This is a genomic window from Qipengyuania citrea, from assembly GCF_024171405.1.
GTDB classification, from domain to species: Bacteria; Pseudomonadota; Alphaproteobacteria; order Sphingomonadales; family Sphingomonadaceae; genus Qipengyuania; species Qipengyuania profunda.
Genome location: NZ_JALJZT010000003.1, coordinates 12627 through 35015 on the forward strand (window position 1 = coordinate 12627; position 22389 = coordinate 35015).

Sequence of the window (22389 nt, forward strand, 5' to 3'; positions counted from 1 at the left end):
AGAGCCAGCGACGTGATCGAAGCAAGGATATTGGAACGCCTGGCGGCGCTGCTGGCGCTGGTGGCACTGGCATTCGCCGCGCCGGTGGCGGCGCAGAATGCGACTAGCGACCGGATCGCCGCCGAACTGGTGGCCGAAGGCGCGCCGCAGCCGGGCGAGACCTGGATGCTGGCGCTGCATTTCACTCCCTCCTCGGCAGAATGGCACGGCTATTGGTCAAACCCCGGCGATGCGGGGCTGGGCATGCAGCTCGACTGGGACCTGCCCGAAGGATGGCGGGCGGGAGAGCCGCTCTACCCGCTGCCGCAGCGGCTGGTGATCGGCGGCTTGATGAACCACGTCTATAAAGGCGATTACGCGGTGCTGGTCCCGATCACCGTGCCCAGAGGCGCGGCAGGCGCGCAGGCGGCGCCGATCGGTGTGACCGCCAGCTATCTCGCCTGCACCGATGCGATTTGCGTGCCGCAGCGTGCGGCGCTGTCGCTCGATCCGGCGCGTGTGGGGGGCGATCCGCGCTTCGATCGCTGGCGCGCCGAAGTCGTCCCCCCGCTGGACAGCGGCGCGCAGTTCGAATTCACCGCTACGCACCTGCGCATCGGCGTGCCGGTCCCGGCCGCGACCGCGCTGCGCGAACCGCATTTCTACCTCGGCACCGCTCAACTCGGCGAGGGGGACCGGCCGCGTTACGCTGGCCAGCAGCGCTTCATGCGCGAGGGCGACCTGCTGGTCGTCGAAATGCCGATCGAGCCATTCGCCGTGCCGCCGGGTGTCGAACTCGCCGGTGAACCGCGTCCACAGGCCATCGCGGGCATTCTCGATTTCGGCGCAGGGCGCGGGGTGCGGTTTACCGCCGTTCCGGGCGACGTGCCGCTCGAAGGCGCCGAACCGCTTGGCGGGAGCGGCGAACCGGTGCTGTGGCGGCTCCTGCTCGCAGCGCTGGCGGGCGGGGTGCTGCTCAACATCATGCCCTGTGTGTTCCCCATCCTCAGCCTCAAGGCGCTGGCACTGGCCAAGGCCGGGGGCAACGAAGGCGCGGCGCGGCGCGACGCGCTCGCCTATACGGCGGGCGTGGTGGCGGCCTGCGCGGCGCTCGGCGCGGCGATCCTGCTACTGCGCGCGGCGGGCGAGCAGGTCGGCTGGGCGTTCCAATTGCAGGAGCCCCCAGTCGTCGTCAGCCTGTTCCTGCTCGCGCTCGCGATCACTGCCAATTTCCTCGGCCTGTTCGAAGTCCCCGGCATGGCGGTTTCGGGCGGCTCGCCCTCACAGACCGGATCCTTCTCGACCGGGCTGCTCGCGGCATTCGTGGCGACGCCGTGCACGGGGCCGTTCATGGCGGTCGCGCTGGGCGCCGCGCTGGTGATCCAGCCGGTCCACGGCCTGCTCGTATTCACCACATTGGGGCTGGGGCTGGCGCTGCCTTTCCTGCTGGTCGGCTTCGTCCCGGCCATCCGCCGCCTGCTGCCCAGGCCGGGCGCATGGATGGAGCGGTTCCGCAAATGGATGGCGCTGCCCATGGGGCTGACCGCGCTGGCGCTGGCATGGCTCGTCTGGCGGATCGGCGGGAGCGAATATCTCGCGCTGGTGCTCGTCCTCGGCGCGCTGGCGCTGGGCGGGCTCGCGCTGGTGGGGCTGTTCCAGCGCAAGGCCCGGTCGGGCGCGCTGATCCTGGGCGCAAGCCTGGTGGCGGTGCTCGGGCTGGGCACTGCACTGCTCCCGCGTCCGCTGGCGCACGCTTCGCCGGGCGCAAGCCTGCTCGACCCGGTCGCCTATAGCGAAGCCGCCCTGACCGACGCGCGCGATTCGGGAAACCCGGTGTTCGTCTGGTTCACTGCCGACTGGTGCGTGACCTGCAAGGTCAATGAAAGCGTGGCGATCGAACGCGGCGCGACCCGCGACGCATTCGAGGCCGCCGGCGTGGTTGCGCTGCGCGGCGACTGGACGCAGCCCGATGCCGAAATCTCGCGCATGCTGACGCAGCAGGGCGCAGCGGGGGTGCCGCTCTATCTGTGGTACGAACCCGGCGGCGAAGCCGAGCAATTGCCGCAGGTGCTTACGCCGGATCTGCTGGTGGAGAAGGCGCGGGCGTCGGCGCGCCCTCGCTAAGCGGCTCGTCATCGCCGAGCGGCTCGCCCAGCGCGCGGCACCGCTCGACCAGCTCGCCGGGCAGCGCGCTGGGGTTGAGGATCACGCTGCCGGCCCCGGGCACGGTCGCTTCGACCTCGCGGTTGCCGGTGAGCACGTCGAGCCGCTGGTCGGCGGCTGCGATCGCGCCTTCCCAGCGCCATACATCCCCGATTTGCACTGCGTCGATCTTGAGCCGCGCGACATGGCCATTGCCGATCAGCGCCAGCACCGCCTGCGCGTCCGCATCGGCGCGGGCAAAGCGGGTATAGCCGAGCATGGGTTCGCTGCCGTCGCTGAGGCATTCCACGGCGAACAGCGGGCGTTCGCCCGGCTTGCCATAAAGCAATCGCGCGCCTTCGGCCGCTGGGGCCCAGATCGCGCCTTCGGTATCGGGGGAATCGATCGGTTCTGTCGGCCCTTCGACCGGCGTATCGATCCGCGTACGTTCGACGTAATCGTCCGAAGCCGGGGGCTTGCAGGCCGCAAGAACGGCCAGCAACACGAGAGGGGAGGCGCGACGCATGCGCGCGCTATGACACAGGCGTGACAGCATTCAAGCGGCTATCCCGCGCTATCCTCAGCGCGCGCGGATGAAGGCGCGGATGTCGCGTGACAGCTTGGCCCGGTCCTCGTCGCGGATATACATCATGTGCCCCGCATCGTAGTATTGGAACTCCACACGGTCCTGCGGGATGCCCATCCGCTTGAGCGAATATTCGGCGCCGAAGAAGGGCGTGGCGAAATCGTAATAGCCCTGCGCATTGAACACGCGCAGCTGCGAGTTTTGCCGCATCGCCTGCCCGATATAGGGCGCGACATTGAGATAGGCGCCGCGGCCCTGGCCGGTTGACCATTCCCAGTTGCGCCCCGGTTCGCGCCCGATCGACTGGTATTCGCGGGTCGTCTCGAAGCCCAGCGTGTCGCGTGTCCAGCTGTTGATCGCCGCGGTATAGCCTGCATCGATGCCGTAGAAGCTGGGGTCGTTGTCGGGCGTCTCGCCGGCATTGTCGAAATCGCGCCCGGTGTAGCGCGCGTCGAGCCGTCCGATCGTCAGCCCGCGGTCGCGCAGCAATTCCTTGTAGAAGCGCTGCGAGGTGACGCGCAGGTCGGCCTGGTCGAGATAGCGTTCGGACAGGCCGGTCAGCCGCGCCAGTTCCGCACGCACCGCGGCGCGTTCGGCATCGGGCAGGTCCTGCCCCTTGAGCAGCGCGCTGGCGAAGGGGCCGATGGCGAACTGGCGCGCTTCCTCGACGATCGCCTCGACCGAAGGCGCCTGTACCTTGCCGTGGTAATAGGCCGCCGCCGCCATGTTGGGCAGCGTGACGACATAGGCCATTTCATTGCCCGGCGTGGGTTCCCGCCCGGCGAAGTCGAGAATGGTCGAGATCAGGATCAGCCCGTTGAGGCCGACGTCGTTATAGGTCCCGCCTTCGAGCTCGCGCGCGACCATGGCGGTGCGCGTGGTGCCGTAGCTTTCGCCGCCGAGGTATTTGGGGCTGTTCCAGCGGCCATTGTCGTTGAGCCACAGGCGGATGACTTTGGCCACCGCCTCGGCATCCTGTTCGAGCCCGTAATATTTCTTCGGGTTGGTGTCCCTGGTCAGATAGCTGAAACCGGTGCCCGGCGGGTCGATGAAGACGAGATCGGCGACGTCGAGCAGGCTGTCGGGATTATCGAGCAGCGGGTAGGGCGGCGCGCCATCGTCGCGCGCATCGGAGGGGATCGCCACGCGCTTGGGCCCGAACGCGCCCATCTGCAGCCATACCGATCCCGATCCCGGGCCGCCATTGAACAGGAAAAACACCGGGCGCGAGGTATCGCGCGGGTCCTTCACATAGCTGGTGGTGACGATCACCGCTTCGGGCTTGCCGTCATCGGATTCAAGCACGGTCTCGGCCATGGTCGCCCGGTAGGACACGCGCTGCCCGCCAAAGGTGCCGGTCATGCTCCGCGTGCGCACCTGCGGTTCGATATCGCCCGCCTTCTCGCTCGCGGCTGGCTTGTCGGCCTGCGCGATCGCGGCGTGCGGCACCATCAAGAAGGTGCCCAAGACCAGCGCGGCGAGTGTACGAACGATCATCGAGTAAATCCCTTGTTTCGTCCGCTGCAGCGGACCTCGAATGCCGCACATGGTCACGGCTCGCCTTCGCGCATCATCCGTAAGCGGGAGGGTCAAGCGTAACCGGACGAGCGGCGTTCACGCTCGACGAACGGCGCGCTGGTTCAGGCGGCACGGGGTGCTATGCGATCCAACTCGCCATTCAGCGCGCGTTTCGCAACACGAAGATCGGCGCTGGTCTGGAGACGCATGAAAAACCCTTCGGACATCCCGAAATAGCGTGAAAGGCGCAGGTCGAGTTCACCGTCAATTCTTTCGCTTCCATCGATCAGTGCCTGCAGACGCGCAGATTCGACCTCGATGGCTTGGGCCACAGCGGGTATTTCGAGCTCCAGTGGCTCCATGAATTCGCTGACCAGCAATTCGCCCGCATGGGGGATGTGCAGCCAGTCGCTCTCAATGGTAGTCGACGATTTCGACATCGTAAGCATTTCCGTTTTTCCAGCGGAAACATATACGCCATTTCGTGTTAATTGAAACCGAATGCTGCCCGGCTCGGTCACCGGCTAATTCGTGCAAACGGTTGCTTGGCGGAAGTTTGAGATCTTCCAACGTTTCGGCCGCATCGATCATCAGAAGCTTCGCCAATCCGCGGGATTGGATATCGGCTGGCAGCTTCCGGCTGCGCTTTCCGTTCCAGATGCGCTCTGTTTCGGGATCAGCGAAGGACTGGATCACCGCTCCGCTAGCCTATCCAATCGACACCAGCCCCGGTCCGTCGGGCGCTTGGCCTCCCAAAAGCGCAATCCGTTGACATTGGTATCGGTGATCGCGCTTGCTGCGGCCGAAGGGCTCGACATGACTTCGCCATCCGGGTTCACCCATTCACCATCCACAATGTGAGCAAGATATGCTTTTTGTTTGTATCTTGCTCGCAACTCAGTTCCGTCAGGGAGCCAGAGATTGCGAGAGAGAAACCCGTTGCTTTTCGCTTGCATTGACCGGGTCATGTGATCGGCCATCGTCATCAAAGGATGTTCAGTGGGGTTTTCAGGCTCGACGATCGAGTCGAGTTCCAGCAGATCTCGAATTACGTCATCATGAGTTTGGCCTTCTTCCAATCGGGAAGTGAGCAACTTGAACACGTCGAGCGACACGTCGATGTTGAATTTCGTACTCATAGTTAGCTAATAGCACGAATAGCTATTTCGGCAAGCCTATTTTGCCTTTTTACCACATCTTTCGTTGTGTCTTGCCATAGCGGGTCTTGCGCGTTCCCGGGCGGCCCGCATCGCTGCGGCCGACGCGCGGGGCCTTCTTCTCGCTATCGCCGAGGCCGAGTTCGTCGTTCTCCAGCTGGCGGATTTCGTCGCGCAGGCGGCCGGCTTCCTCGAATTCGAGATCGGCCGCGGCAGTGCGCATGCGCTTCTCGAGGTCCTCGATATAGGCGCGCAGATTGTGACCGACGAGATTGTTGCGCTCGTCGTCGCCCGTATCGACCGTGACCCCGTCCTGCGACGCGGTATGCGCGACGATATCGGCGATCTGGCGGCGGATCGTCTGCGGCGTGATGCCGTGTTCCTCGTTATAGGCCTTCTGCTTCTCGCGGCGGCGGTCGGTTTCCGCCATCGCGCGTTCCATGCTGCCGGTGATGCGGTCGGCATAGAGGATCACGTGCCCGTCGACATTGCGCGCCGCGCGGCCGATGGTCTGGATCAGGCTGGTCTCGCTGCGCAGGAAGCCTTCCTTGTCGGCATCGAGGATGCAGACCAGCCCGCATTCGGGAATGTCGAGGCCTTCGCGCAGCAGGTTGATCCCCACCAGCACGTCATAGACGCCCAGCCGCAGGTCGCGGATCAGCTCGATACGTTCGAGCGTCTCGACGTCGGAGTGCATGTAGCGGACCTTGACGCCCGCCTCGTGCATGAATTCGGTCAGATCCTCCGCCATCCGCTTGGTCAGCGTGGTGACCAGCGTGCGATAGCCCTTGGCGGCGGTTTTCTTGCATTCCTCGATGCAGTCCTGGACCTGGTCCTCGACCGGGCGGATGCCGACCGGCGGATCGATCAGCCCGGTGGGGCGGATGACCTGTTCGGCGAAGACGCCGCCGGTCTGTTCCATCTCCCACGTGCCCGGCGTGGCCGAGACCGCGAAGGTCTGCGGGCGCATCGCATCCCATTCGTTGAACCGCAGCGGGCGGTTGTCGATACAGGAGGGCAGGCGAAAACCGTGTTCGGCCAGCGTGATCTTGCGGCGGTGGTCGCCCTTCGACATCGCCCCGATCTGCGGCACCGTCTGGTGGCTCTCATCGACGAACAGCAGCGCGTTTTCGGGCAGGTACTCGAACAATGTCGGCGGCGGTTCGCCCGGCAGGCGCCCGGTGAGGAAGCGGCTGTAGTTCTCGATCCCCGCGCAGCTGCCGGTGGCGGCGATCATCTCGAGGTCGAAATTGGTCCGCTGCTCGAGCCGCTGGGCTTCGAGCAGGCGGCCTTCCTCGTGCAGTTCCTTAAGCCGCTCGGCGAGCTCGAACTTGATCGCCTCGGCGGCCTGCTTCATCGTCGGGCCGGGCGTGACATAGTGCGAATTGGCATAGACGCGCACCTTATCGAGGCTGGCGCCCTTCTTGCCGGTAAGCGGATCGAATTCGCTGATTTCCTCGATATCGTCGCCGAAGAAGCTGATCCGCCACGCCATGTCCTCATAGTGGCTGGGGAAGATTTCCAGGCTGTCGCCGCGGACGCGGAAATTGCCGCGCGCGAAGGCCGCGTCATTGCGCTTGTACTGGAGCGCGACGAGCTTGCGGATCAGTTCGCGCTGGTCGACCGCTTCGCCCTTCTTGATGTCGAAGATCATCGCCGAATAGGTTTCGACCGAGCCGATACCGTAGAGGCACGACACCGAGGCGACGATGATCACGTCGTCGCGTTCGAGCAGCGCGCGGGTGGCCGAGTGGCGCATCCGGTCGATCGCCTCGTTTACGCTGCTTTCCTTCTCGATATAGGTGTCGCTGCGCGGGACGTAGGCTTCGGGCTGGTAATAGTCGTAATAGCTGACGAAATATTCGACTGCGTTCTCGGGGAAGAAGCTCTTGAACTCACCATAAAGCTGCGCGGCGAGGATCTTGTTCGGCGCGAGGATCAGCGCGGGCCGCTGCAATTCCTCGATCACCTTGGCCATGGTGAAGGTCTTGCCCGACCCGGTCACGCCCAACAGCACCTGCGTCTGGTCGCCGTCCTTCGCTGCGCTGCTCAATTCGGCGATCGCGGTCGGCTGGTCGCCCGAGGGGGTATATTCGCTGACCAGCTTGAACGCCTTGCCGCCCATCGATTTTTCGGGGCGCGCAGGCTTGTGGGGGACGAACTCGCCGGTGGTGTCCGGCTCGTCCAATCCTCTTCGAATGATCAGTTCGCTCATGCGCGCACATATGGGGAACAGCAGTGGGACGTGCAACGGTGCTTGCCTGACACGGCCCGGCTGCTAGCCTTGCAGCCATCTATTCGGAGAGAGTTTCCATGCGCCATACCGCCCTGATCATTGCCGCCAGCCTCACCCTCGCCGCCTGTGGGGACACATCCGCCGATGCCGACGGCGATGGCGAGATCTCGATGGCCGAAGCCGCGGCGAAATCCGCCGACATGGTCAGGCCGCAGCCCGGCCAGTACCGCGCCACGGTCGAATTCGTCGATATCGACATCCCCGATGCGCCGCAGCAGGTGCAGGACATGATGCGCGGCATGTTCGATCAGGGGCCGCAGGTCCACGAATACTGCCTGACGCAGGAAGAAGCCGACAAGGGCTTCGAGGAAATGGCGCGGCAGGCGCAGGACAATGACGAATGCACATTCGAGAAATTCGATGCCGCCGGCGGCCAGATCGATGCGATCATGAACTGCAATGCCGAAGGGCAGGGCATGGCCCGGATGACCATGAAGGGCACCGGTAGCGAGACGTCCTCCGACATGACCATGACCGTCGATGCCGAAGGTCCCGACGGCCGGACCATGACGATGACGATGACCAGCGCGCAGGAACGGATCGGCGACTGCGACGGTTAAACGACCGGGCATCAATTCGGGAGCCAATCGGCCCATCGCGCATTATTACAGAGCGATGGCAACGTTACCCTTCAAAGACACGCGTCTTATCGACCGCGAGGAACTGGCCCGCCGCTGGGCGCTCGCGGCCGAGCCCTGCCCCGAGGATATCAGCGGCCCGCGCTGGCAATTGCTGCTGCGCGAGCTTCTCTGGCCGCTCGAGCCGCTGCGGCGGCTGGTGGGGCGCCCGCTTGAGATCGCGCCCGCGGCGAATCCCAAGACGGTGATGCTGCTGCCCGGTTTCGGTGCGCATCCGATCCGCATGCGCTGGATGGCGCGCAAGCTCGAACGCGCCGGTCACACCACCAAGAAATGGGGCCTCGGCTACAATCTGGGCGCGACCGAGAAAAGCTTCGCCAAGGTCGAGCGGCGGCTGGTCGATATCTATCGCCGTTCGGGCGAGCCGATCCACCTCGTCGGCTGGAGCCTGGGCGGGGTAATGGCGCGCGAACTGGCCAAGGCGCATCCGGACAAGGTCGCCAAGGTCGTCACCATGGGCTCGCCCTTCTCGGGCAGCCCGCGCGCGAACAATGGCTGGCGGGCCTATCAGGCGATTGCCGGCCACCGGGTCGACGAACCCGAAATCGACGCCGTGGTGCATGAAAAGCCCCCGGTCGAAACGGTCGCCATGTGGAGCCCGCGCGACGGCGTCGTCCGTCCCCGCGCCGCCTGCGGCAAGCCCGGCGAACGGGACCGCGCGCGCGCACTGCGTTGTTCGCACATGGGTTTCGTGCTGACCCACGAGGCGGTCGAAGCGGTGCTTTCGGAACTGGACCGCGGGTAAACGCGTAGTCTGTTGTAGGAGCAAGGCGCGCGAGGTGCCGGGCGCCCCTGGGGGATTATGACCGGCGACACTGCTTACTTCGACGAAATGTACCAGCCCGATGGCGGGGTACGTCCGGCCTACTCAGGATATTGCGACTGGTTCGACGGGCAGGACAATGGCCTCATGCGGCGCAAGCACGCCGAAGCCGAAACCAATTTCCGCAAGACCGGCATCACCTTCAACGTCTATGGCGATGGCGAGGCCGAGGAACGGCTGATCCCGTTCGACATGGTGCCGCGGGTGATCACCGCCGCCGAATGGCGCAAGCTGTCGCGCGGGATCGAGCAGCGTGTGTCCGCGCTCAACGCCTTTATGCACGATCTCTACCACCGGCAGGAGATCATTCGCGCGGGCCGAATCCCCGAACGCCTGTTCCGTAACAACAAGGCCTGGCTGCCGAACATGGTCGGCTTCACGCCGCCGGGCGGGATTTACACGCATATCGTCGGGATAGACCTGGTGCGCACCGGGGCGGACGAATTCTACGTGCTCGAAGACAATGCGCGCACCCCCTCGGGGGTGAGCTACATGCTCGAAAACCGCGAAACCATGATGGCGATGTTCCCCGAACTGTTCATGCGCGTCCCGGTCGAACAGGTTTCCGATTACCCGCGCCGGCTGGCCAAGAGCCTCGCCGCCTGCGCGCCCGAAGGTACGCGGGGCAAGCCGACGGTCGCGGTGCTGACCCCGGGGATCTACAACTCCGCCTATTTCGAACACGCTTTCCTCGCCGACCAGATGGGTGCCGAGCTGGTCGAGGGCAGCGACCTGCGCGTGATCGACGGCCGTGTGGCGATGCGCACCACGCGCGGCTATCACCCGGTCGATGTGATCTATCGCCGCGTCGACGACGAATTCCTCGATCCGCTGACCTTCAACGAGGACAGCGTGCTGGGCGTGCCGGGATTGATGGACGTCTACCGCGCGGGCCGCCTGACGATCGCCAATGCCCCGGGCACGGGCGTGGCCGACGACAAGGCGATCTATTCCTTCATGCCCGAAATCGTCGAATTCTACACCGGCGAGAAACCGCTGCTGCCCAATGTCGAGACGCACCGCTGCGCCGACGAGGAATCGTGCAAATACGTGCTCGACAACCTAGCCGAGCTGGTGGTCAAGGAAGTCCACGGATCGGGCGGTTACGGCATGCTGATCGGCCCGGCCGCCTCGAAGAAGGAACTCGAGGCCTTCCGCAAGAAGCTCGTCGCGCGGCCCGAGAACTACATCGCCCAGCCGACGTTGGCGCTCTCCACTTGCCCGATCTTCACCAAGAAGGGGCTCGCCCCGCGCCATGTCGACCTGCGTCCCTTCGTGCTGGTCTCGCCCGACAAGATCGACATCACCCCCGGCGGGCTGACGCGCGTCGCGCTCAAGAAGGATTCGCTGGTGGTCAATTCGAGCCAGGGGGGCGGCACCAAGGATACCTGGGTGCTCAAGGACTGATGCTGGGCCGGACCGCCAATGGCCTGTTCTGGATGTTCCGCTATCTCGAGCGGGCGGAGAACACCGCGCGCCTGCTCGATGCGGGGCTGCGCATGGCGCTGACCCGTGATCTGGTCACGGCGGAAGAAGAATGGCGCTCGGTCATTGCCACCGCCGGGCAACGCGCGGGTTACGAAGCCAAGCATGCAAGCTATACCGGCGTACAGGCGTGGAATTACATGCTGCGCGACAAGGACAATGCCTCCTCGATCCTCGCCATGTTCGGCCAGGTGCGCCAGAATGCGCGGCTCGCGCGGAACGCCATCAGCGGCGAATTGTGGGAAGCGATCAACGAAAACTGGCTGGAGACGCAGGAACAGCTGTCCCGTCCGGTAGGCGAGAACCGCGTGCTCGACACGGTGGCCACGATCCGGCGCGCCGGGACGCTGGCACATGGCGCGATGGAAGGGTCGATGCTGCGCGACGAAGGCTATCACTTCGCGCAGGCGGGCACCTTCATCGAACGCGGCGACAGCATCGCACGCATCCTCGACATCAAATACTATCTGCTGCTGCCCTCGCTCTCCTACGTCGGGTCGAGCCTCGATACCGGGCAATGGGACCAGGTGCTGCGCTCGGTTTCGGGCGATCGCGCCTATCGCTGGCTCAATGCGGGCCAGATCGATGCGCGCGGGATCTGCGAATTCCTCATCCTCGACGATTGCTTCCCGCGCAGCCTGGCCTTCTGCCATTCCGAATTGCGCGCCAATCTCGCGGCGCTGGCGCGGCTGCATGGCCGGGAGGGCGCCAGCAACACGCTGATGCGCGACGCCGATACGCGGATCGCCGATCTGACTATCGAGGACGTGTTCGAACAGGGACTGCACGAGTTCCTCGTCGATTTCATGGCCTCCAACGCCGCGATCGGGGTTGCGATCGCCAAAGACTATCGGTTCCTTGCCTGATGCGCCTCTCGATCCGCCATACCACCCGTTACCGCTTCGATACGCCGGTGATCCACGGCCTCCAGCGCCTGCGGCTGACACCCAAGGAAACGCAGGGGCAGGAAATCCTCGAATGGCACATGGATTACGAGCACGCGCATCCCGAACTCACCTATGAGGACCAGCATCACAACACGGTGACGCTGGTCGCGGTCGAAACCGGCGCGCGCGATGTCACGGTGACCTGCCGCGGGACGGTCGATACGCATGACCACGCGGGCGTCATCGGGCGCCACGCCGGGCATCTCCCGCTATGGAGCTTCCTCGGCCAGACCGGGCAGACGCAGCCCGGCCCGGGCATGCGCAAGCTGGCCGCGGAAATGGGCCGGGAGGACGAAAGCCGGCTCGACATGCTCCACCGCCTGTCCGCAGGCATTCTCGAGCGGGTCGAATACAAGACCGGGACCACGCATTCCCGCACCATCGCCGAAGAAGCCTTCGCCGCCGCCAATGGCGTGTGCCAGGACCATGCGCATATCTTCATCGGCATCGCCCGGTCGCTGGGCATCCCGGCGCGCTACGTCAGTGGCTATCTGATGATGAACGACCGGATCGATCAGGAAGCGGGCCACGCCTGGGCGGAAGCCTATGTCGCGGAACTGGGCTGGGTCGGCTTCGATATTTCCAACGGAATCAGCCCCGATGCGCGTTATGTGCGCGTCGCCACGGGACGCGATTACCGCGATGCCGCGCCGGTCACCGGTATCAGTTTCGGGACCACCTCGACCGTACTCGAGGTCGATGTCGCGGTCGAACAGCAGCAAGTGCAGCAATAGAACTGCCGAGAGGACGAATACGATGACCTATTGTGTGGGAATGGTGCTCGACACCGGACTCGTCTTGATGAGCGATACGCGCACCAATTCGGGCGTCGACAACATTTCCGTGTTTCGCAAGATGTTCACCTGGAATGTGCCGGGCGAGCGGATCATCACGGTGATGACCGCGGGCAATCTCGCCAGCACGCAGGCGGTGATCAGCCAGCTCGAAGAACGGATGAAAGAACCCGACGAGCGCGACAACATCATCCTGCAATCGCCGACCATGTTCCAGGTCGTGACCGAAATCGGCAAGCTGCTGCGGACGATCATCGCCGACCGGCAGGAGGCCAATGGGGTGAAGGGGCGCGGCCGGTTCACCGCCTCGATCATCGTCGCGGGCCAGATCGCGGGCATGGAGCCGCGCCTGTTCATGGTCTATCCCGAAGGCAATTTCATCGAGGCCAGCCACGACACGCCCTTCTTCCAGATCGGCGAGACCAAATACGGCCGCCCGATCATCATCCGCGGCTACGACCGCACGATGAGCCTCGAGGATGCGGTCAAATTGCTGATGGTCAGCTTCGATTCGACGCTCAAGGCGAATCTCTCGGTCGGGCTGCCGCTCGATCTGCAGGTCATCGAACGCGATGTATTCGAACCCAAGCACGAACACCGGGTCAATCATGACGACCCTTACTTCCAGGCAATCTCGTCGAGCTGGGGCGATGCGCTGAAAAATGCGTTCCACTCGCTGCCCGATTATAGCTTCTACAGAAGCGAAGACTAGGTTCTGTCGCGAATATACAAATTGCTATTGAGAACTGTTCGTAGTTAGCTCGGCAGCTTATTAAGGCCGGTTATATTAACTAATATTTTGTGGCGGGGGCTTTGTCATAGAGGTAAGGTACTCCAAATGAACGAGCGCCAAATTCTCCATATTGTAGGAGGCTCAAGTCGTGGCCGGGCAGAACAAGCCCATCTGGGTTTTGGACTTGGCCATCACTGTGAAACCTATTCCAACGCCGCCGAATTCTTGCAGCGACCACCCGAGCAAGGAGTGATCTTGGCGCGCGACGATCCCGCCGATGGCGGGGTCGCGTCGGTCCTGAACGAGCTGGCACAAAAGGGCGTGTGGCTACCCGTTATCGCCACCGCGCGTGAACCCCGGCCAGCCTGCATCGTCGATGCGGTGAAAGCGGGGGCGCTCGATTATGTCGCGCTGCCGCTGAAACCCGAACGGCTGGCCGAAGCGCTTGGCCGGATCGGCAAGGATGTCGATGCGCATGTCCAGGCGCGCCGCAAGATGGTCGAAGCGCGCAACAAGATCGCCATGCTTTCCCCGCGCGAACGCGAAGTGCTCGACTGGCTGGCCGAGGGCTGCAGCAACAAGATGATCGGGCGCGAATTGGGGATCAGCCCGCGCACAGTGGAAATCCACCGCGCCAATTTGATGTCGAAACTGGGTACCGATCATTCCGCGCAAGCGGTTCGCCTGCGACTGGAAGCAAAGCTCGACGAGGATACGCCCTTTGCGATGTAATAGGCGCGCGGCGGCTCAACCCTAGCGGCAGTAGTTCCCGCTGCCATATTCCAGGTGAAAATGGTCCTCATGGGCCCGGTTGTAGTCGGGGCCCAGTACCGTGCCGAACCGCTTGCAGGCGCTGCGGTGAATGACGCGCAGGAATTCACGCTCGTCCCGTGAGGCGTTCCACCCCGACTGAACCGAAATCCGGCGACCGTCGGCAAGGACGAAGGCGGCGACATCGATCGCCTCGGCGCGCGCATGCGCGCTGCGGCGGGCGCTGCCCGCGACATTGCGGCAGGCAAAGCTGCCCATGGTCTCGATCCGCTGGAGCGGGCTGCCGAGGATCTGCTGCGCGGCGCGATCGACCCCGTAGCGCGCCCAGCCGGCAAAGCTGTTGGCCAGCGGGCAGGCCACGGCACCAAGGTTGGTCACGGTGAATTCGGTGTGATCCCCGCCGACGCGTTCGAGCCGGACGCTGTTGGTGGTCGAACAACCGGCGCCGTAGAATTTGTCGGGCAACGGGGCGAAGCGCGAGCCGGTCTGCCCCAGTTCGGCATTGCACTGGCGCATTTCGGGTCGCGCGGTGCTGACAGGGACGGACCCCGCCTGCCGCGCGACCCTTTCTGCGGGCTTGGAGCCAGGTACCACGCCGCATCCTGCCAGGCTGAGGAGAAGCAGCAGAGAGAAGGCGGGATGCGGTCGCATACCCGCGCTTATCTCCCGAACATCCTTAATTCTTCGCTAACGATATGTAGCGGGGCGCAATTTTCCGGGAGAGGGCGCTGCCTATTCGGGTGCGGCGAGCTGCTCCCACAGCTCGATCTTGACCCCGTCGGGATCGAGGATCCAGGCGAACTTGCCATACCCTTCATCGACATGGCCGAGCACCTCGACCCCCTTTGCCTTCAGCTGCGCGACCATCGCGTCGCAATCGTCGACCCGCAGATTGACCATGAAGCCGCCGGTGCCGGGCTTGATGTAGCCATCGTCCTTGAAATGGCTGATGAGCGAATAGGGTTTGTCGCCGGTCTCTTCGGACCACTCCAGCTGCGGCCCGTATTCGCCGCCGATACCCAGCACGTCGCGGTACCAGGCGCGTGTCGCCGCGGGGTCCTTCACCACGTAAAAGACCCCGCCTAGTCCGGTTACCTTTGCCATGTCGTTCTCCTTTTCAGGCGACCCTCAATACCCTGATGCCTGCCCATCCTTGCGCATTTCGGTCGCGCCGGTCAGCACACCGGTATCCGGATCGCGCGCAATCGCCTGGTAGCCGCCGAACATGATACCATTGTCGACCACTTCGACCTTGTGGCCCATGGTGCGCAGCGTGGCGATGGTTTCTGCCGGAATGCCGGGTTCGACGAACAATGTCCCCAGCGGATCGGCGGCGGGGCCTTCGAGCGCCTCGGTCGGCTGCGGTCCGCCGTCGTGGTTGAAGCGCGCGGCATCGCCTGCTTCCTGCAGGTTCATGCCGTAATCGACGATATTGACCAGCACCTGCACATGGCCCTGCGGCTGCATGCCGCCGCCCATCAGGCCCAGCGTCATATAGGGCTGGCCGTCCTTCTTCACGAAGGCGGGAATGATCGTGTGGAAGGGCCGCTTGCCCGGTTCGTAGGCATTGGGATGCGCCGGATCGAGGCTGAACAGTTCGCCCCGGTCCTGGAACATGAAGCCGGTGCCCGGGGCGACCAGCCCGCCGCCCATGCCGCGATAATTCGACTGGATGAGGCTGACCATCATGCCGTCGCCATCGACCACGGTGAGATAGGTGGTGTCGCCTTCACCCTCGAGCTTGGGCGCGACTTCGATTTCGCCGGGCTGGAATTCGGGCGTCGCCTTGGCCGGATCGATCAGCTTGAAGCGTTCGGCACCATAGTCTTCGGCGAGCAATTGGGCGGGAAGGGCGGCGAAGTCGGGATCGGCATAGAAGCGCGCGACATCGGCATAGGCGAGCCGCTTGGCTTCGACCATGAAGTGCAGCGCTTCGGGGCTTCCGCGCTCCCACTGCGACAGGTCGATATTCTTGAGGATATTGACCATCTGCAGCGCGGCAAAGCCTTGGCTGTTGGGCGGCAGTTCGCACAGCTCGTACCCATCCTTGTAGCCGGCGCAGGCGGGCTCGACCCATTCGCTGCGGTGGGCGGCAAAATCCTCGCGCGTGAAGGCGCTGCCCTGCGCCTGCAGGTAATCGACGAACACATCGGTCAGATCGCCGTCGTAATAGGCATCGCGCCCGTCGCGAGCGATCGCTTCGAGCGTGTCGGCGAGGTCGGGATTGGTGAAGATTTCGCCCGCCTCGGGGGCTTCGCCATCGGCGAACCAGACCTTGCGCGCATTGCTGAAATCGAACTGGTCCTCGCGCGCCGAATAGGCCTTGAGCGAGCGGGCCAGATACATGCCGATGACGGGCGCGATCGGGTGGCCTTCGCGCGCGTAGCCGATGGTCGGCGCAAGGTTTGCCGCCATCGTCCGCTTGCCGAAGCGTTCGTGCATGGCGAACCAGGCATCGACCGTGCCCGGCACGGTGATCGGCAGCGCGCCATAGGGCGGCAGGGCGTCTGCCCCATCGAGCTTGTCGAGCAGCTGGTCGAGCGTCTGACCCCACGGGCTGCGGCCCGACCCATTGATGCCGTGCAGCTTGCCGGTCGCGGGGTCGTAGATGATCGCGAACAGATCGCCGCCGATGCCGTTGCCGGTCGGCTCCATCAGCCCCAGCGCGGCATTGGCCGCGATGGCCGCATCGACCGCGCTGCCGCCGTCCTTGAGCACATCGAGCGCGATCTGCGTGGCGAGCGGGTGTGCGGTGGCCGCCATGCCGTGCTGCGCGATTACCGGGCTGCGTGCCCAGTTCGCGCCTACGGGCCGCCCGCCGGCGCCGATCTGCTGTTCGATTGCGGGCTGTTCGGCCGTCTCCTGCGCGGTGGCAGGCATGGCGGTCAGGGCGAGGGCGGCTACGCCCGCCAGTAGTGTTCGCATGTTCGTCGTCTCCTCAATCGGAAGACGGTGTGACGATTGCGCGTCAGGCTGGCAAGGGGCGCTCTGCGGTTCCAGCGGTCGCCTTGCTGACCAGCCAGATGGCGAGCCAAGCAGCGATGAAGCCGGGGACGATCTCGTAAAGGCCCTGGTCCATGCCCGGGAGCGCCGCATTCCAGCCCAGCGCAATCCATGCGACGACCACTGCGGCGCCGGTGACCAGGCCCGCCACCGCGCCTGCGCCGGTCATCCTGTTCCAGGTCAGCGCGAGGATAATCAGCGGACCGAAGGCCGCGCCGAAGCCTGCCCAGGCGTTGGACACCAGTCCCAGCACCTGGCTATCGGGATTGCTCGCGATCACGATCGCGGCAATCGCCACCAGCGCGACGCAGATCCGTCCGACATTGACGCTCTCGCGCTCGGAGGCATGGCGGCGGAAGAACAGCTTGTAGAAATCCTCGGTCAGCGAGCTCGAGGCCACCAGCAGCTGCGAGCTGATCGTCGACATGATCGCGGCGAGCAGCGCCGCCAGCAGGAAGCCGGTGATCAGCGGATGGAACAATAGATTGGCGAGCACGATGAAGATCGTCTCGGGATCGTCCACGACGATGCCGTTGCGTTCGGTAAAGGCGCGGCCGGCAATGCCGATGCCGATCGAGCCGAGCAGCGCCACGCCCATCCAGGTCATGCCGATATTGCGCGCCGGGCGCACCTTCTCGACCGTGTCGATCGCCATGAAGCGCACGATGATATGCGGCTGGCCGAAATAGCCCAGCCCCCAGGTCACCGCGCTGATGAACCCGAGCAGGGTGAGGCCTTGCGTGAGGCTGAGGAAGCCTTCGACAGGGACGTCGGTCAGCGACCCGCCCGCACTGCCGCCTTCGCCGAACATCACCACCAGCGGCATCACCGCCAGCGCGACGACCATGATCAGCCCCTGCACGAAATCGGTCAGGCTGACCGCGAGGAAGCCGCCGACCATGGTATAGGCGAGCACCACCAGCGCGGTGATCCAGATGCCGACCATGTAATCGCTCATGCCGATACCCCCGAACAGGCCGGCAAAACTGGTTTCGAACAGCTTGCCACCGCCCACGAGGCCGGCAGCGGTATAGACCGCGAAGAACACCACCACGATCAACGCGGAGATCACGCGCAGCGCGACCGCCTTGTCGGGGAAGCGATTGGCGAGGAATTCGGGGATCGTCAGCGCATTGCCATAGCTTTCGGTCTGCGCGCGCAGCCGCGGCGCGACCACGAACCAATTGGCCAGCGCGCCAATGAACAGCCCGATCCCGATCCACGCTTCGACGAGGCCGCTGGCATAGAGCGCGCCGGGCAGGCCGAGCAGCAGCCAGCCGCTCATGTCAGAGGCGCCGGCGCTCAGCGCGGCGACCGCAGGTGGCAGGTTGCGTCCGGCGAGCAGATAGCCCTCGCTCGTATCGGTCGAGCGCTTCCACGCCCATAGGCCGATCGCGATCATCAGAACAAAATATAAGGCGAGCGAAATATAGGTGCCGGTCTGCATGGGCGAGGCATCTAACAGATGGAAATCGCGCTGGCCACCGGTGCCCCGAAGCGCCTCTCACGCGGCATTTGGCGGATCTCGCGAGGTTGTCGCTGTGACAAAAATGCGACACGTGCGTTTCATCGCACCGGGGCGCCGGAACGCCTTGCCTCCGCGAACGTCTTACCCGGCAACAGGGTCCACGTAACTAACAGGATTTTCAATGAAAAAATCAACATTTCTGGCCACCGCGATTTTCGCGGGCGCCTTCGCTCAGCCAGCTTTCGCACAGGATGCAGAACCCCGCTTCTTCGACGGCTTCTACGTCGGCGGCAGCTTCGGTCTCGACGCAATCGACGATGAAAATGGTGAAGGCATCACCTTCGACACCGACGGCGACGGTGAATATGGCGACGGGGTCATCACGACGACCGGCGCCAATGCTTTCAGCCCCGGTTATTGCAACGGCGCCGCCAATGGCGCGGAAGCCAGTGACGGCTGCAGCGACGACAAGTCGCGCTACGGCTACGGCATCCGCATCGGCTTCGACCAGCGCATCGGCAATGGTCCGGTAGTTGCCGGCCTGTTGGTCGAGGGTGCGCTGTCGGAATCGGAAGATTATTCGACCGGTTTCAGCACCACCCCGGCAAGCTACACTTTCGTACGCGGACTGGACAAATCGGTCGCTGTGCGTGGTCGCCTCGGCGTTTCGCCCGGCAGCGGCCGCGGCCTGCTCTACGTCACGGGCGGCGTCGCCTATGCCGATATCGATCACGATTTCGTCACCACCAACACGGCCAATTCCTTCACCATGACGAATGATGACGATTGGCAGCTGGGTGGCCAGATCGGCGCCGGCGGCGAGCTCTACCTCACCGACAACATCTCGTTCGGCCTCGAATATCTCTATTCGCGCTATGATGACGACGATGCCTATGTGCTGGTGGGTGCCGGTACCGCGCCCGCAACCAATCCGTTCCTGCTCGATTCGGGTGAAACTGCTCTTCGTCCCTCGGATCCGAACCTGAACATCCATTCGATCCGCACGACGCTGAACTTCCGCTTCTGATCGTCGGATAGCTTCAAACGGAAAGGGCGGTCACATCGTGGCCGCCCTTTTTGTATCGGGACTGAGGTTTGCTTTGCGTGGCGCGCCCTGCATTGCCGGTTCAATGCTGCCGATCAGACCCCGCGCCGGTCCAGTTCGCGCATCAGCCGGTCGAACCGTTCCTGCACCACATCGAGCCCGTGCAGCCCGCCATTGATCGCGCGGCGATCGTCCTCGAGCCCGGGTGTCGCGGCGAACTTGTCGAGATCGCGCGACTTCCAGTACCAGCCTGCGCCCATGCAACCGCCTTCACGCGTGCGCAGGTAATCGGGGATCTTCTCGATCGCCATGCCGATGGATTTGCCGAACTCGGTGCAATTGTGGCGCCCGGTAATCTGCTTGGGCCCGTAGCCGCGGAACCGCCAGCCATCGCCGGGTTCGGTATTGCCGAGATTGCGGCGCCCCCACTCGCCGCCATAGAGCAAATTGGCGAGTTCCTCCTGCCGCGCGAGCGACAGCCCGCGTTCGCCGCGCTTGCGCCCCAGCCGCCGTGCGTCGGCTTCGCTTATCCGGTGGCGGCCGAAGGTCCTCAGCAAGCCGTCGACGCTGTAATTGAGGCTTTCGGTCATGCGGGTCAGGCCGCGGCTCTCGACCGCGATATTGGCGAGGAAGCTGCAGATCTCGCGCCGCGTGTCGATGCCATAGCGCAGGCACACGGTCTTGATCGGCTCGGCCCATTTGGCGAGCTCTTGCGGCGTGTTCTCGGAGAAGGCGAGCTTGAGCAGGCCGACATCGATCTGGTCGATGATCGCCGTGTCGCTCGCCTTGTTGCCGTCCTTGGCAGGCGGTGTCTGCGGGGGCTTGGCGGGGGCATCGCGCTGGAGATCGAGCATTTCCCAACTGCGCGGACCCACGATGCCGTCGGGCACCAACCCGTTGGTGCGCTGCCACGCCCGGATTGCCGCTTCGGTCTGGGGGCCGAAAATACCATCCGTCTGCAGACCGAGCAGCGCCTGGACCGTCTTGACCGCATCCGCGCGCATTCCCCGGCGCAGGGTCGGCCGGTCTTGGTCGTCGCTTGCCGCGATCGGCGGCGGGGGTGATTTGCCCGCGAGGATTTCGGCAACCTGCGAGCGGAACTGCGACATGTCGAACAGCGGATCGGGCTTGCGTCCCGGGGCCCATTCCTTGTGTCCCAGGCACATGTTCGCCTTGGCGCCGATGTGATCGAGAATGGCGGCGACACCGCGGCGATAGGCATCCATCTGAATTTCGGGCCAGTCGTCATGCGGCCGTCCGCCGTTTTCGCCCTCGATACCGATCAGGTGCGTATTGCCGGTATTGCGCAGACCTTCCCAGGCACCCGGTCCGGCATGGTTGGCCCGGCCAGCGGCGACGACATAATAGGTTCCGTCGCGCCCTAGGCCGAGGTGGCACAGCGGACCCCTGAGGTCGGGCCGCCCATGTATCAGCATGTCGAGCGTGGGCATGTTACCGCCCGCGCGGGTGGCGGTATGGTGGCACAGCACCCCGCGCACGGGGCCCATGTCACCGCGTCCGCGGGTGCGCCAGTCGGGTGTTTCGGCGACTTTGAGACCCGCGCGCTCGAGCACCTCGGGCAGCCATGACAGAGAATAGCTCATCCCTTTGTCCCCTCGAGTCCATCGTCCGGCTGGGCGACGCCGCCCGATGCAGCGGGCAGGTGTTCGTCGCGGGTGAGGTCGTCCTCGTCGATGTCGAGATCCTCGACGCAGCCGTCCTCGGTTTCGTCGTCGGGGGGGACATCGTCGTCGGCGACTTCACCGGCCGGTGCCGATCCGATCGCGACCGCGGCGGACGGCGGTCCAGCCGCGTCGAGATTGGGTTCAGGTTTGCGAAGCACGGGGCTTTCGCCTTCCTGCACGGCCGCCCGCGCCAGCAGGTCGGGGACCAGCCGTTCGGCAAAGCCGCCAACAAAGCCGACGATGCCGATGTAAAGCTCGTTCAGTTCATTTGACTTAACCTCGCCAATCCGCAGATTGACGAAGTCCGACACCACCAGTGCGACCAGCACGGTCCCTGCGATGATGCCGATCGCGACCCGCAGGCCGGCATCCATCCAGTTGTTGACCTTGTTGAGGTCCGGCAGGACGGTGCGTCCGCGGATGGCGAGGGCAATCGAGAAGAAGCTTCCCAAAGCGCCCGCCATTGCGCCACGCCACAGATCGGTGGCGTCGTCAAAACACCGCGGGTCGAGCTCAGTGTCGCACAGCAGGGAGCGTGCCGCTGCCGCAGCATTTTCGACATCCGGGACGGTCAGGACCGCAAACAGGATGCTGAACAGGATGAACGCAAACGCGATGGTGATGGCGACCAGCAGATATTCGAAGCGCGACCATCCGACGCGTTCCTCGATGACGTCGTCCTTTATCTCCTGCAGCACCGCCCCGGCGCCCGTCAGATCGCCCTCCAGCGCGACGATGAGCGCATCGCCGATCCGGCGATCGTAGCGCGCTGCCCGCTGGCGGATGCGCGCGCCGTTCCTGCGCGGAATGATGCCCAGCGTGTGGTATCGATCGGGCTTCTCGCGCCAGTCGTCGATCAGCGCATTGGTTTCGCCGCGCAGGGGTGCGAGCTGCGCCAGCACCTTGCGCTGTTCATCCGAGACATCGGGCGCGTCGGCGAAGTGGACCATCGCGCGTTCCCTGGTCTGGTAGACCGCATATTCGGGTGGCTTGCGCGAATAGAAGTGCAGGACGGGATGGCCTGCCGAATCGAGATCGCCGGCCTTGAGATCGGCGACGTTCACCGTGCGGGCCGCATTGATAACGGGCAGATAGCCATGGCTTCGATCCCCCAATCGACGACGATGGCAAGCGCAGCAGGCTTTCGGGCCTTGCTTGCCGTAGGTGAGCGATCCGGTGGTTCTTATGTCTGGCGTGTGTTGGCCCAAGGCTACGCCGCGTGCACGGGCATTGATTGTATATTTTGGCGTAGAAGCCGTTCGGGCGCAGGGCGCAGCACGAAAAAGGGGCCGCAAATCATCCGGCCCCTTTCGTATCTG

General features: G+C 64.4%; 21 protein-coding genes. 9 read left to right on the plus strand and 12 right to left on the minus strand.

Features of this window, described 5'->3' with window-relative positions; all coding sequences use genetic code 11:
- The first annotated feature begins 12 nt into the window (after window positions 1-12).
- A complete protein-coding gene (locus J2S32_RS15075) occupies window positions 13-2103 on the plus strand; it encodes a protein-disulfide reductase DsbD family protein (protein WP_253523176.1) in 2091 nt (696 codons plus the stop codon).
- Here the strand turns inward: J2S32_RS15075 and J2S32_RS15080 are convergent.
- The 6 genes from J2S32_RS15080 to uvrB form a co-directional block, all read right to left on the minus strand.
- Complete coding sequence (locus J2S32_RS15080) at window positions 2051-2647, minus strand: hypothetical protein (RefSeq protein ID WP_253523179.1); 597 nt, start codon at window positions 2645-2647, stop codon at window positions 2051-2053. The genes J2S32_RS15075 and J2S32_RS15080 overlap by 53 nt on opposite strands.
- A 54-nt stretch (window positions 2648-2701) precedes the next feature.
- Window positions 2702-4204 (minus strand): S10 family peptidase, encoded by a 1503-nt coding sequence (locus tag J2S32_RS15085; RefSeq protein WP_253523182.1) that lies wholly within the window; start codon window positions 4202-4204, stop codon window positions 2702-2704.
- Between the two features lie 143 nt (window positions 4205-4347).
- Window positions 4348-4665, minus strand: a complete 318-nt coding sequence (locus tag J2S32_RS15090; protein ID WP_253523185.1) for a HigA family addiction module antitoxin — start codon at window positions 4663-4665, stop codon at window positions 4348-4350.
- On the minus strand, window positions 4640-4921 hold the full coding sequence (locus J2S32_RS15095; RefSeq protein WP_253523189.1) for a type II toxin-antitoxin system RelE/ParE family toxin: 282 nt from the start codon (window positions 4919-4921) through the stop codon (window positions 4640-4642). The genes J2S32_RS15090 and J2S32_RS15095 overlap by 26 nt, the downstream gene beginning before the upstream one ends.
- On the minus strand, window positions 4918-5364 hold the full coding sequence (locus J2S32_RS15100) for a hypothetical protein (RefSeq protein ID WP_253523193.1): 447 nt from the start codon (window positions 5362-5364) through the stop codon (window positions 4918-4920). The genes J2S32_RS15095 and J2S32_RS15100 overlap by 4 nt, the downstream gene beginning before the upstream one ends.
- Window positions 5365-5413: 49 nt before the next feature.
- Window positions 5414-7597 carry an excinuclease ABC subunit UvrB gene (gene uvrB, locus J2S32_RS15105; RefSeq protein WP_253523196.1) on the minus strand — a complete coding sequence of 728 codons (2184 nt, stop codon included), beginning with the start codon at window positions 7595-7597 and terminating at the stop codon, window positions 5414-5416.
- 98 nt (window positions 7598-7695) lie between these two features.
- Here uvrB and J2S32_RS15110 point away from each other — a divergent pair, with 98 nt between their 5' ends.
- The 7 genes from J2S32_RS15110 (at window position 7696) to J2S32_RS15140 (ending at window position 13830) form a co-directional block, all read left to right on the plus strand.
- The gene (locus J2S32_RS15110; protein ID WP_253523200.1) at window positions 7696-8238 is read left to right on the plus strand and encodes a DUF3617 domain-containing protein; all 543 of its coding nucleotides are present in this window, start codon (window positions 7696-7698) and stop codon (window positions 8236-8238) included.
- A gap of 55 nt (window positions 8239-8293) precedes the next feature.
- Complete coding sequence (locus J2S32_RS15115; protein ID WP_253523202.1) at window positions 8294-9061, plus strand: esterase/lipase family protein; 768 nt, start codon at window positions 8294-8296, stop codon at window positions 9059-9061.
- Between the two features lie 57 nt (window positions 9062-9118).
- Window positions 9119-10546 (plus strand): circularly permuted type 2 ATP-grasp protein, encoded by a 1428-nt coding sequence (locus J2S32_RS15120; protein ID WP_253523205.1) that lies wholly within the window; start codon window positions 9119-9121, stop codon window positions 10544-10546.
- Window positions 10546-11490, plus strand: coding sequence for an alpha-E domain-containing protein (locus tag J2S32_RS15125; protein WP_253523207.1), 945 nt, complete (start codon window positions 10546-10548; stop codon window positions 11488-11490). Before J2S32_RS15120 ends, J2S32_RS15125 begins: the two co-directional genes overlap by 1 nt.
- The gene (locus J2S32_RS15130; protein WP_253523209.1) at window positions 11490-12305 is read left to right on the plus strand and encodes a transglutaminase family protein; all 816 of its coding nucleotides are present in this window, start codon (window positions 11490-11492) and stop codon (window positions 12303-12305) included. Before J2S32_RS15125 ends, J2S32_RS15130 begins: the two co-directional genes overlap by 1 nt.
- Before the next feature lie 22 nt (window positions 12306-12327).
- Complete coding sequence (locus tag J2S32_RS15135; RefSeq protein ID WP_253523211.1) at window positions 12328-13077, plus strand: proteasome-type protease; 750 nt, start codon at window positions 12328-12330, stop codon at window positions 13075-13077.
- A gap of 276 nt (window positions 13078-13353) precedes the next feature.
- Entirely contained in the window at window positions 13354-13830 is a 477-nt protein-coding gene (locus J2S32_RS15140; protein WP_253523213.1) for a response regulator transcription factor, read from the plus strand.
- 21 nt (window positions 13831-13851) lie between these two features.
- Here the strand turns inward: J2S32_RS15140 and J2S32_RS15145 are convergent, their stop codons facing one another.
- The 4 genes from J2S32_RS15145 to putP all read right to left on the minus strand — a co-directional run bounded on the left by J2S32_RS15145 (window position 13852) and on the right by putP (window position 18319).
- The gene (locus J2S32_RS15145; RefSeq protein ID WP_253523215.1) at window positions 13852-14520 is read right to left on the minus strand and encodes an extensin family protein; all 669 of its coding nucleotides are present in this window, start codon (window positions 14518-14520) and stop codon (window positions 13852-13854) included.
- A gap of 81 nt (window positions 14521-14601) precedes the next feature.
- Entirely contained in the window at window positions 14602-14973 is a 372-nt protein-coding gene (locus tag J2S32_RS15150) for a VOC family protein (RefSeq protein WP_253523218.1), read from the minus strand.
- Between the two features lie 24 nt (window positions 14974-14997).
- A complete protein-coding gene (ggt, locus tag J2S32_RS15155; RefSeq protein WP_253523220.1) occupies window positions 14998-16794 on the minus strand; it encodes a gamma-glutamyltransferase in 1797 nt (598 codons plus the stop codon).
- 43 nt (window positions 16795-16837) lie between these two features.
- The gene (gene putP / locus J2S32_RS15160) at window positions 16838-18319 is read right to left on the minus strand and encodes a sodium/proline symporter PutP (protein ID WP_253523222.1); all 1482 of its coding nucleotides are present in this window, start codon (window positions 18317-18319) and stop codon (window positions 16838-16840) included.
- A gap of 202 nt (window positions 18320-18521) precedes the next feature.
- On the opposite strand from putP, the gene J2S32_RS15165 reads away from it, so the two are divergent.
- Window positions 18522-19367, plus strand: coding sequence for an outer membrane protein (locus J2S32_RS15165; RefSeq protein ID WP_253523224.1), 846 nt, complete (start codon window positions 18522-18524; stop codon window positions 19365-19367).
- A 113-nt stretch (window positions 19368-19480) separates the two neighbouring features.
- On the opposite strand, the gene J2S32_RS15170 is transcribed toward J2S32_RS15165, so the two are convergent.
- Window positions 19481-20989 carry an N-acetylmuramoyl-L-alanine amidase gene (locus tag J2S32_RS15170; RefSeq protein ID WP_253523226.1) on the minus strand — a complete coding sequence of 503 codons (1509 nt, stop codon included), beginning with the start codon at window positions 20987-20989 and terminating at the stop codon, window positions 19481-19483.
- Entirely contained in the window at window positions 20986-22185 is a 1200-nt protein-coding gene (locus J2S32_RS15175; RefSeq protein WP_253523228.1) for a hypothetical protein, read from the minus strand. The genes J2S32_RS15170 and J2S32_RS15175 overlap by 4 nt, the downstream gene beginning before the upstream one ends.
- Window positions 22186-22389: the final 204 nt, after the last annotated feature.

Excerpts from the sequence above, each read along its gene's own strand:
- J2S32_RS15080 (WP_253523179.1), bottom strand. The coding sequence starts at position 2,647 with ATGCGTCGCGCCTCCCCTCTCGTGTTGCTGGCCGTTCTTGCGGCCTGC.
- J2S32_RS15085 (WP_253523182.1), bottom strand. The coding sequence starts at position 4,204 with ATGATCGTTCGTACACTCGCCGCGCTGGTCTTGGGCACCTTCTTGATG.
- J2S32_RS15090 (WP_253523185.1), bottom strand. The coding sequence starts at position 4,665 with ATGTCGAAATCGTCGACTACCATTGAGAGCGACTGGCTGCACATCCCC.
- J2S32_RS15100 (WP_253523193.1), bottom strand. The coding sequence starts at position 5,364 with ATGAGTACGAAATTCAACATCGACGTGTCGCTCGACGTGTTCAAGTTG.
- uvrB (WP_253523196.1), bottom strand. The coding sequence starts at position 7,597 with ATGAGCGAACTGATCATTCGAAGAGGATTGGACGAGCCGGACACCACC.
- J2S32_RS15110 (WP_253523200.1), top strand. The coding sequence starts at position 7,696 with ATGCGCCATACCGCCCTGATCATTGCCGCCAGCCTCACCCTCGCCGCC.
- J2S32_RS15115 (WP_253523202.1), top strand. The coding sequence starts at position 8,294 with ATGGCAACGTTACCCTTCAAAGACACGCGTCTTATCGACCGCGAGGAA.
- J2S32_RS15120 (WP_253523205.1), top strand. The coding sequence starts at position 9,119 with ATGACCGGCGACACTGCTTACTTCGACGAAATGTACCAGCCCGATGGC.
- J2S32_RS15125 (WP_253523207.1), top strand. The coding sequence starts at position 10,546 with ATGCTGGGCCGGACCGCCAATGGCCTGTTCTGGATGTTCCGCTATCTC.
- J2S32_RS15130 (WP_253523209.1), top strand. The coding sequence starts at position 11,490 with ATGCGCCTCTCGATCCGCCATACCACCCGTTACCGCTTCGATACGCCG.
- J2S32_RS15135 (WP_253523211.1), top strand. The coding sequence starts at position 12,328 with ATGACCTATTGTGTGGGAATGGTGCTCGACACCGGACTCGTCTTGATG.
- J2S32_RS15145 (WP_253523215.1), bottom strand. The coding sequence starts at position 14,520 with ATGCGACCGCATCCCGCCTTCTCTCTGCTGCTTCTCCTCAGCCTGGCA.
- J2S32_RS15150 (WP_253523218.1), bottom strand. The coding sequence starts at position 14,973 with ATGGCAAAGGTAACCGGACTAGGCGGGGTCTTTTACGTGGTGAAGGAC.
- ggt (WP_253523220.1), bottom strand. The coding sequence starts at position 16,794 with ATGCGAACACTACTGGCGGGCGTAGCCGCCCTCGCCCTGACCGCCATG.
- putP (WP_253523222.1), bottom strand. The coding sequence starts at position 18,319 with ATGCAGACCGGCACCTATATTTCGCTCGCCTTATATTTTGTTCTGATG.
- J2S32_RS15165 (WP_253523224.1), top strand. The coding sequence starts at position 18,522 with ATGAAAAAATCAACATTTCTGGCCACCGCGATTTTCGCGGGCGCCTTC.
- J2S32_RS15170 (WP_253523226.1), bottom strand. The coding sequence starts at position 20,989 with ATGAGCTATTCTCTGTCATGGCTGCCCGAGGTGCTCGAGCGCGCGGGT.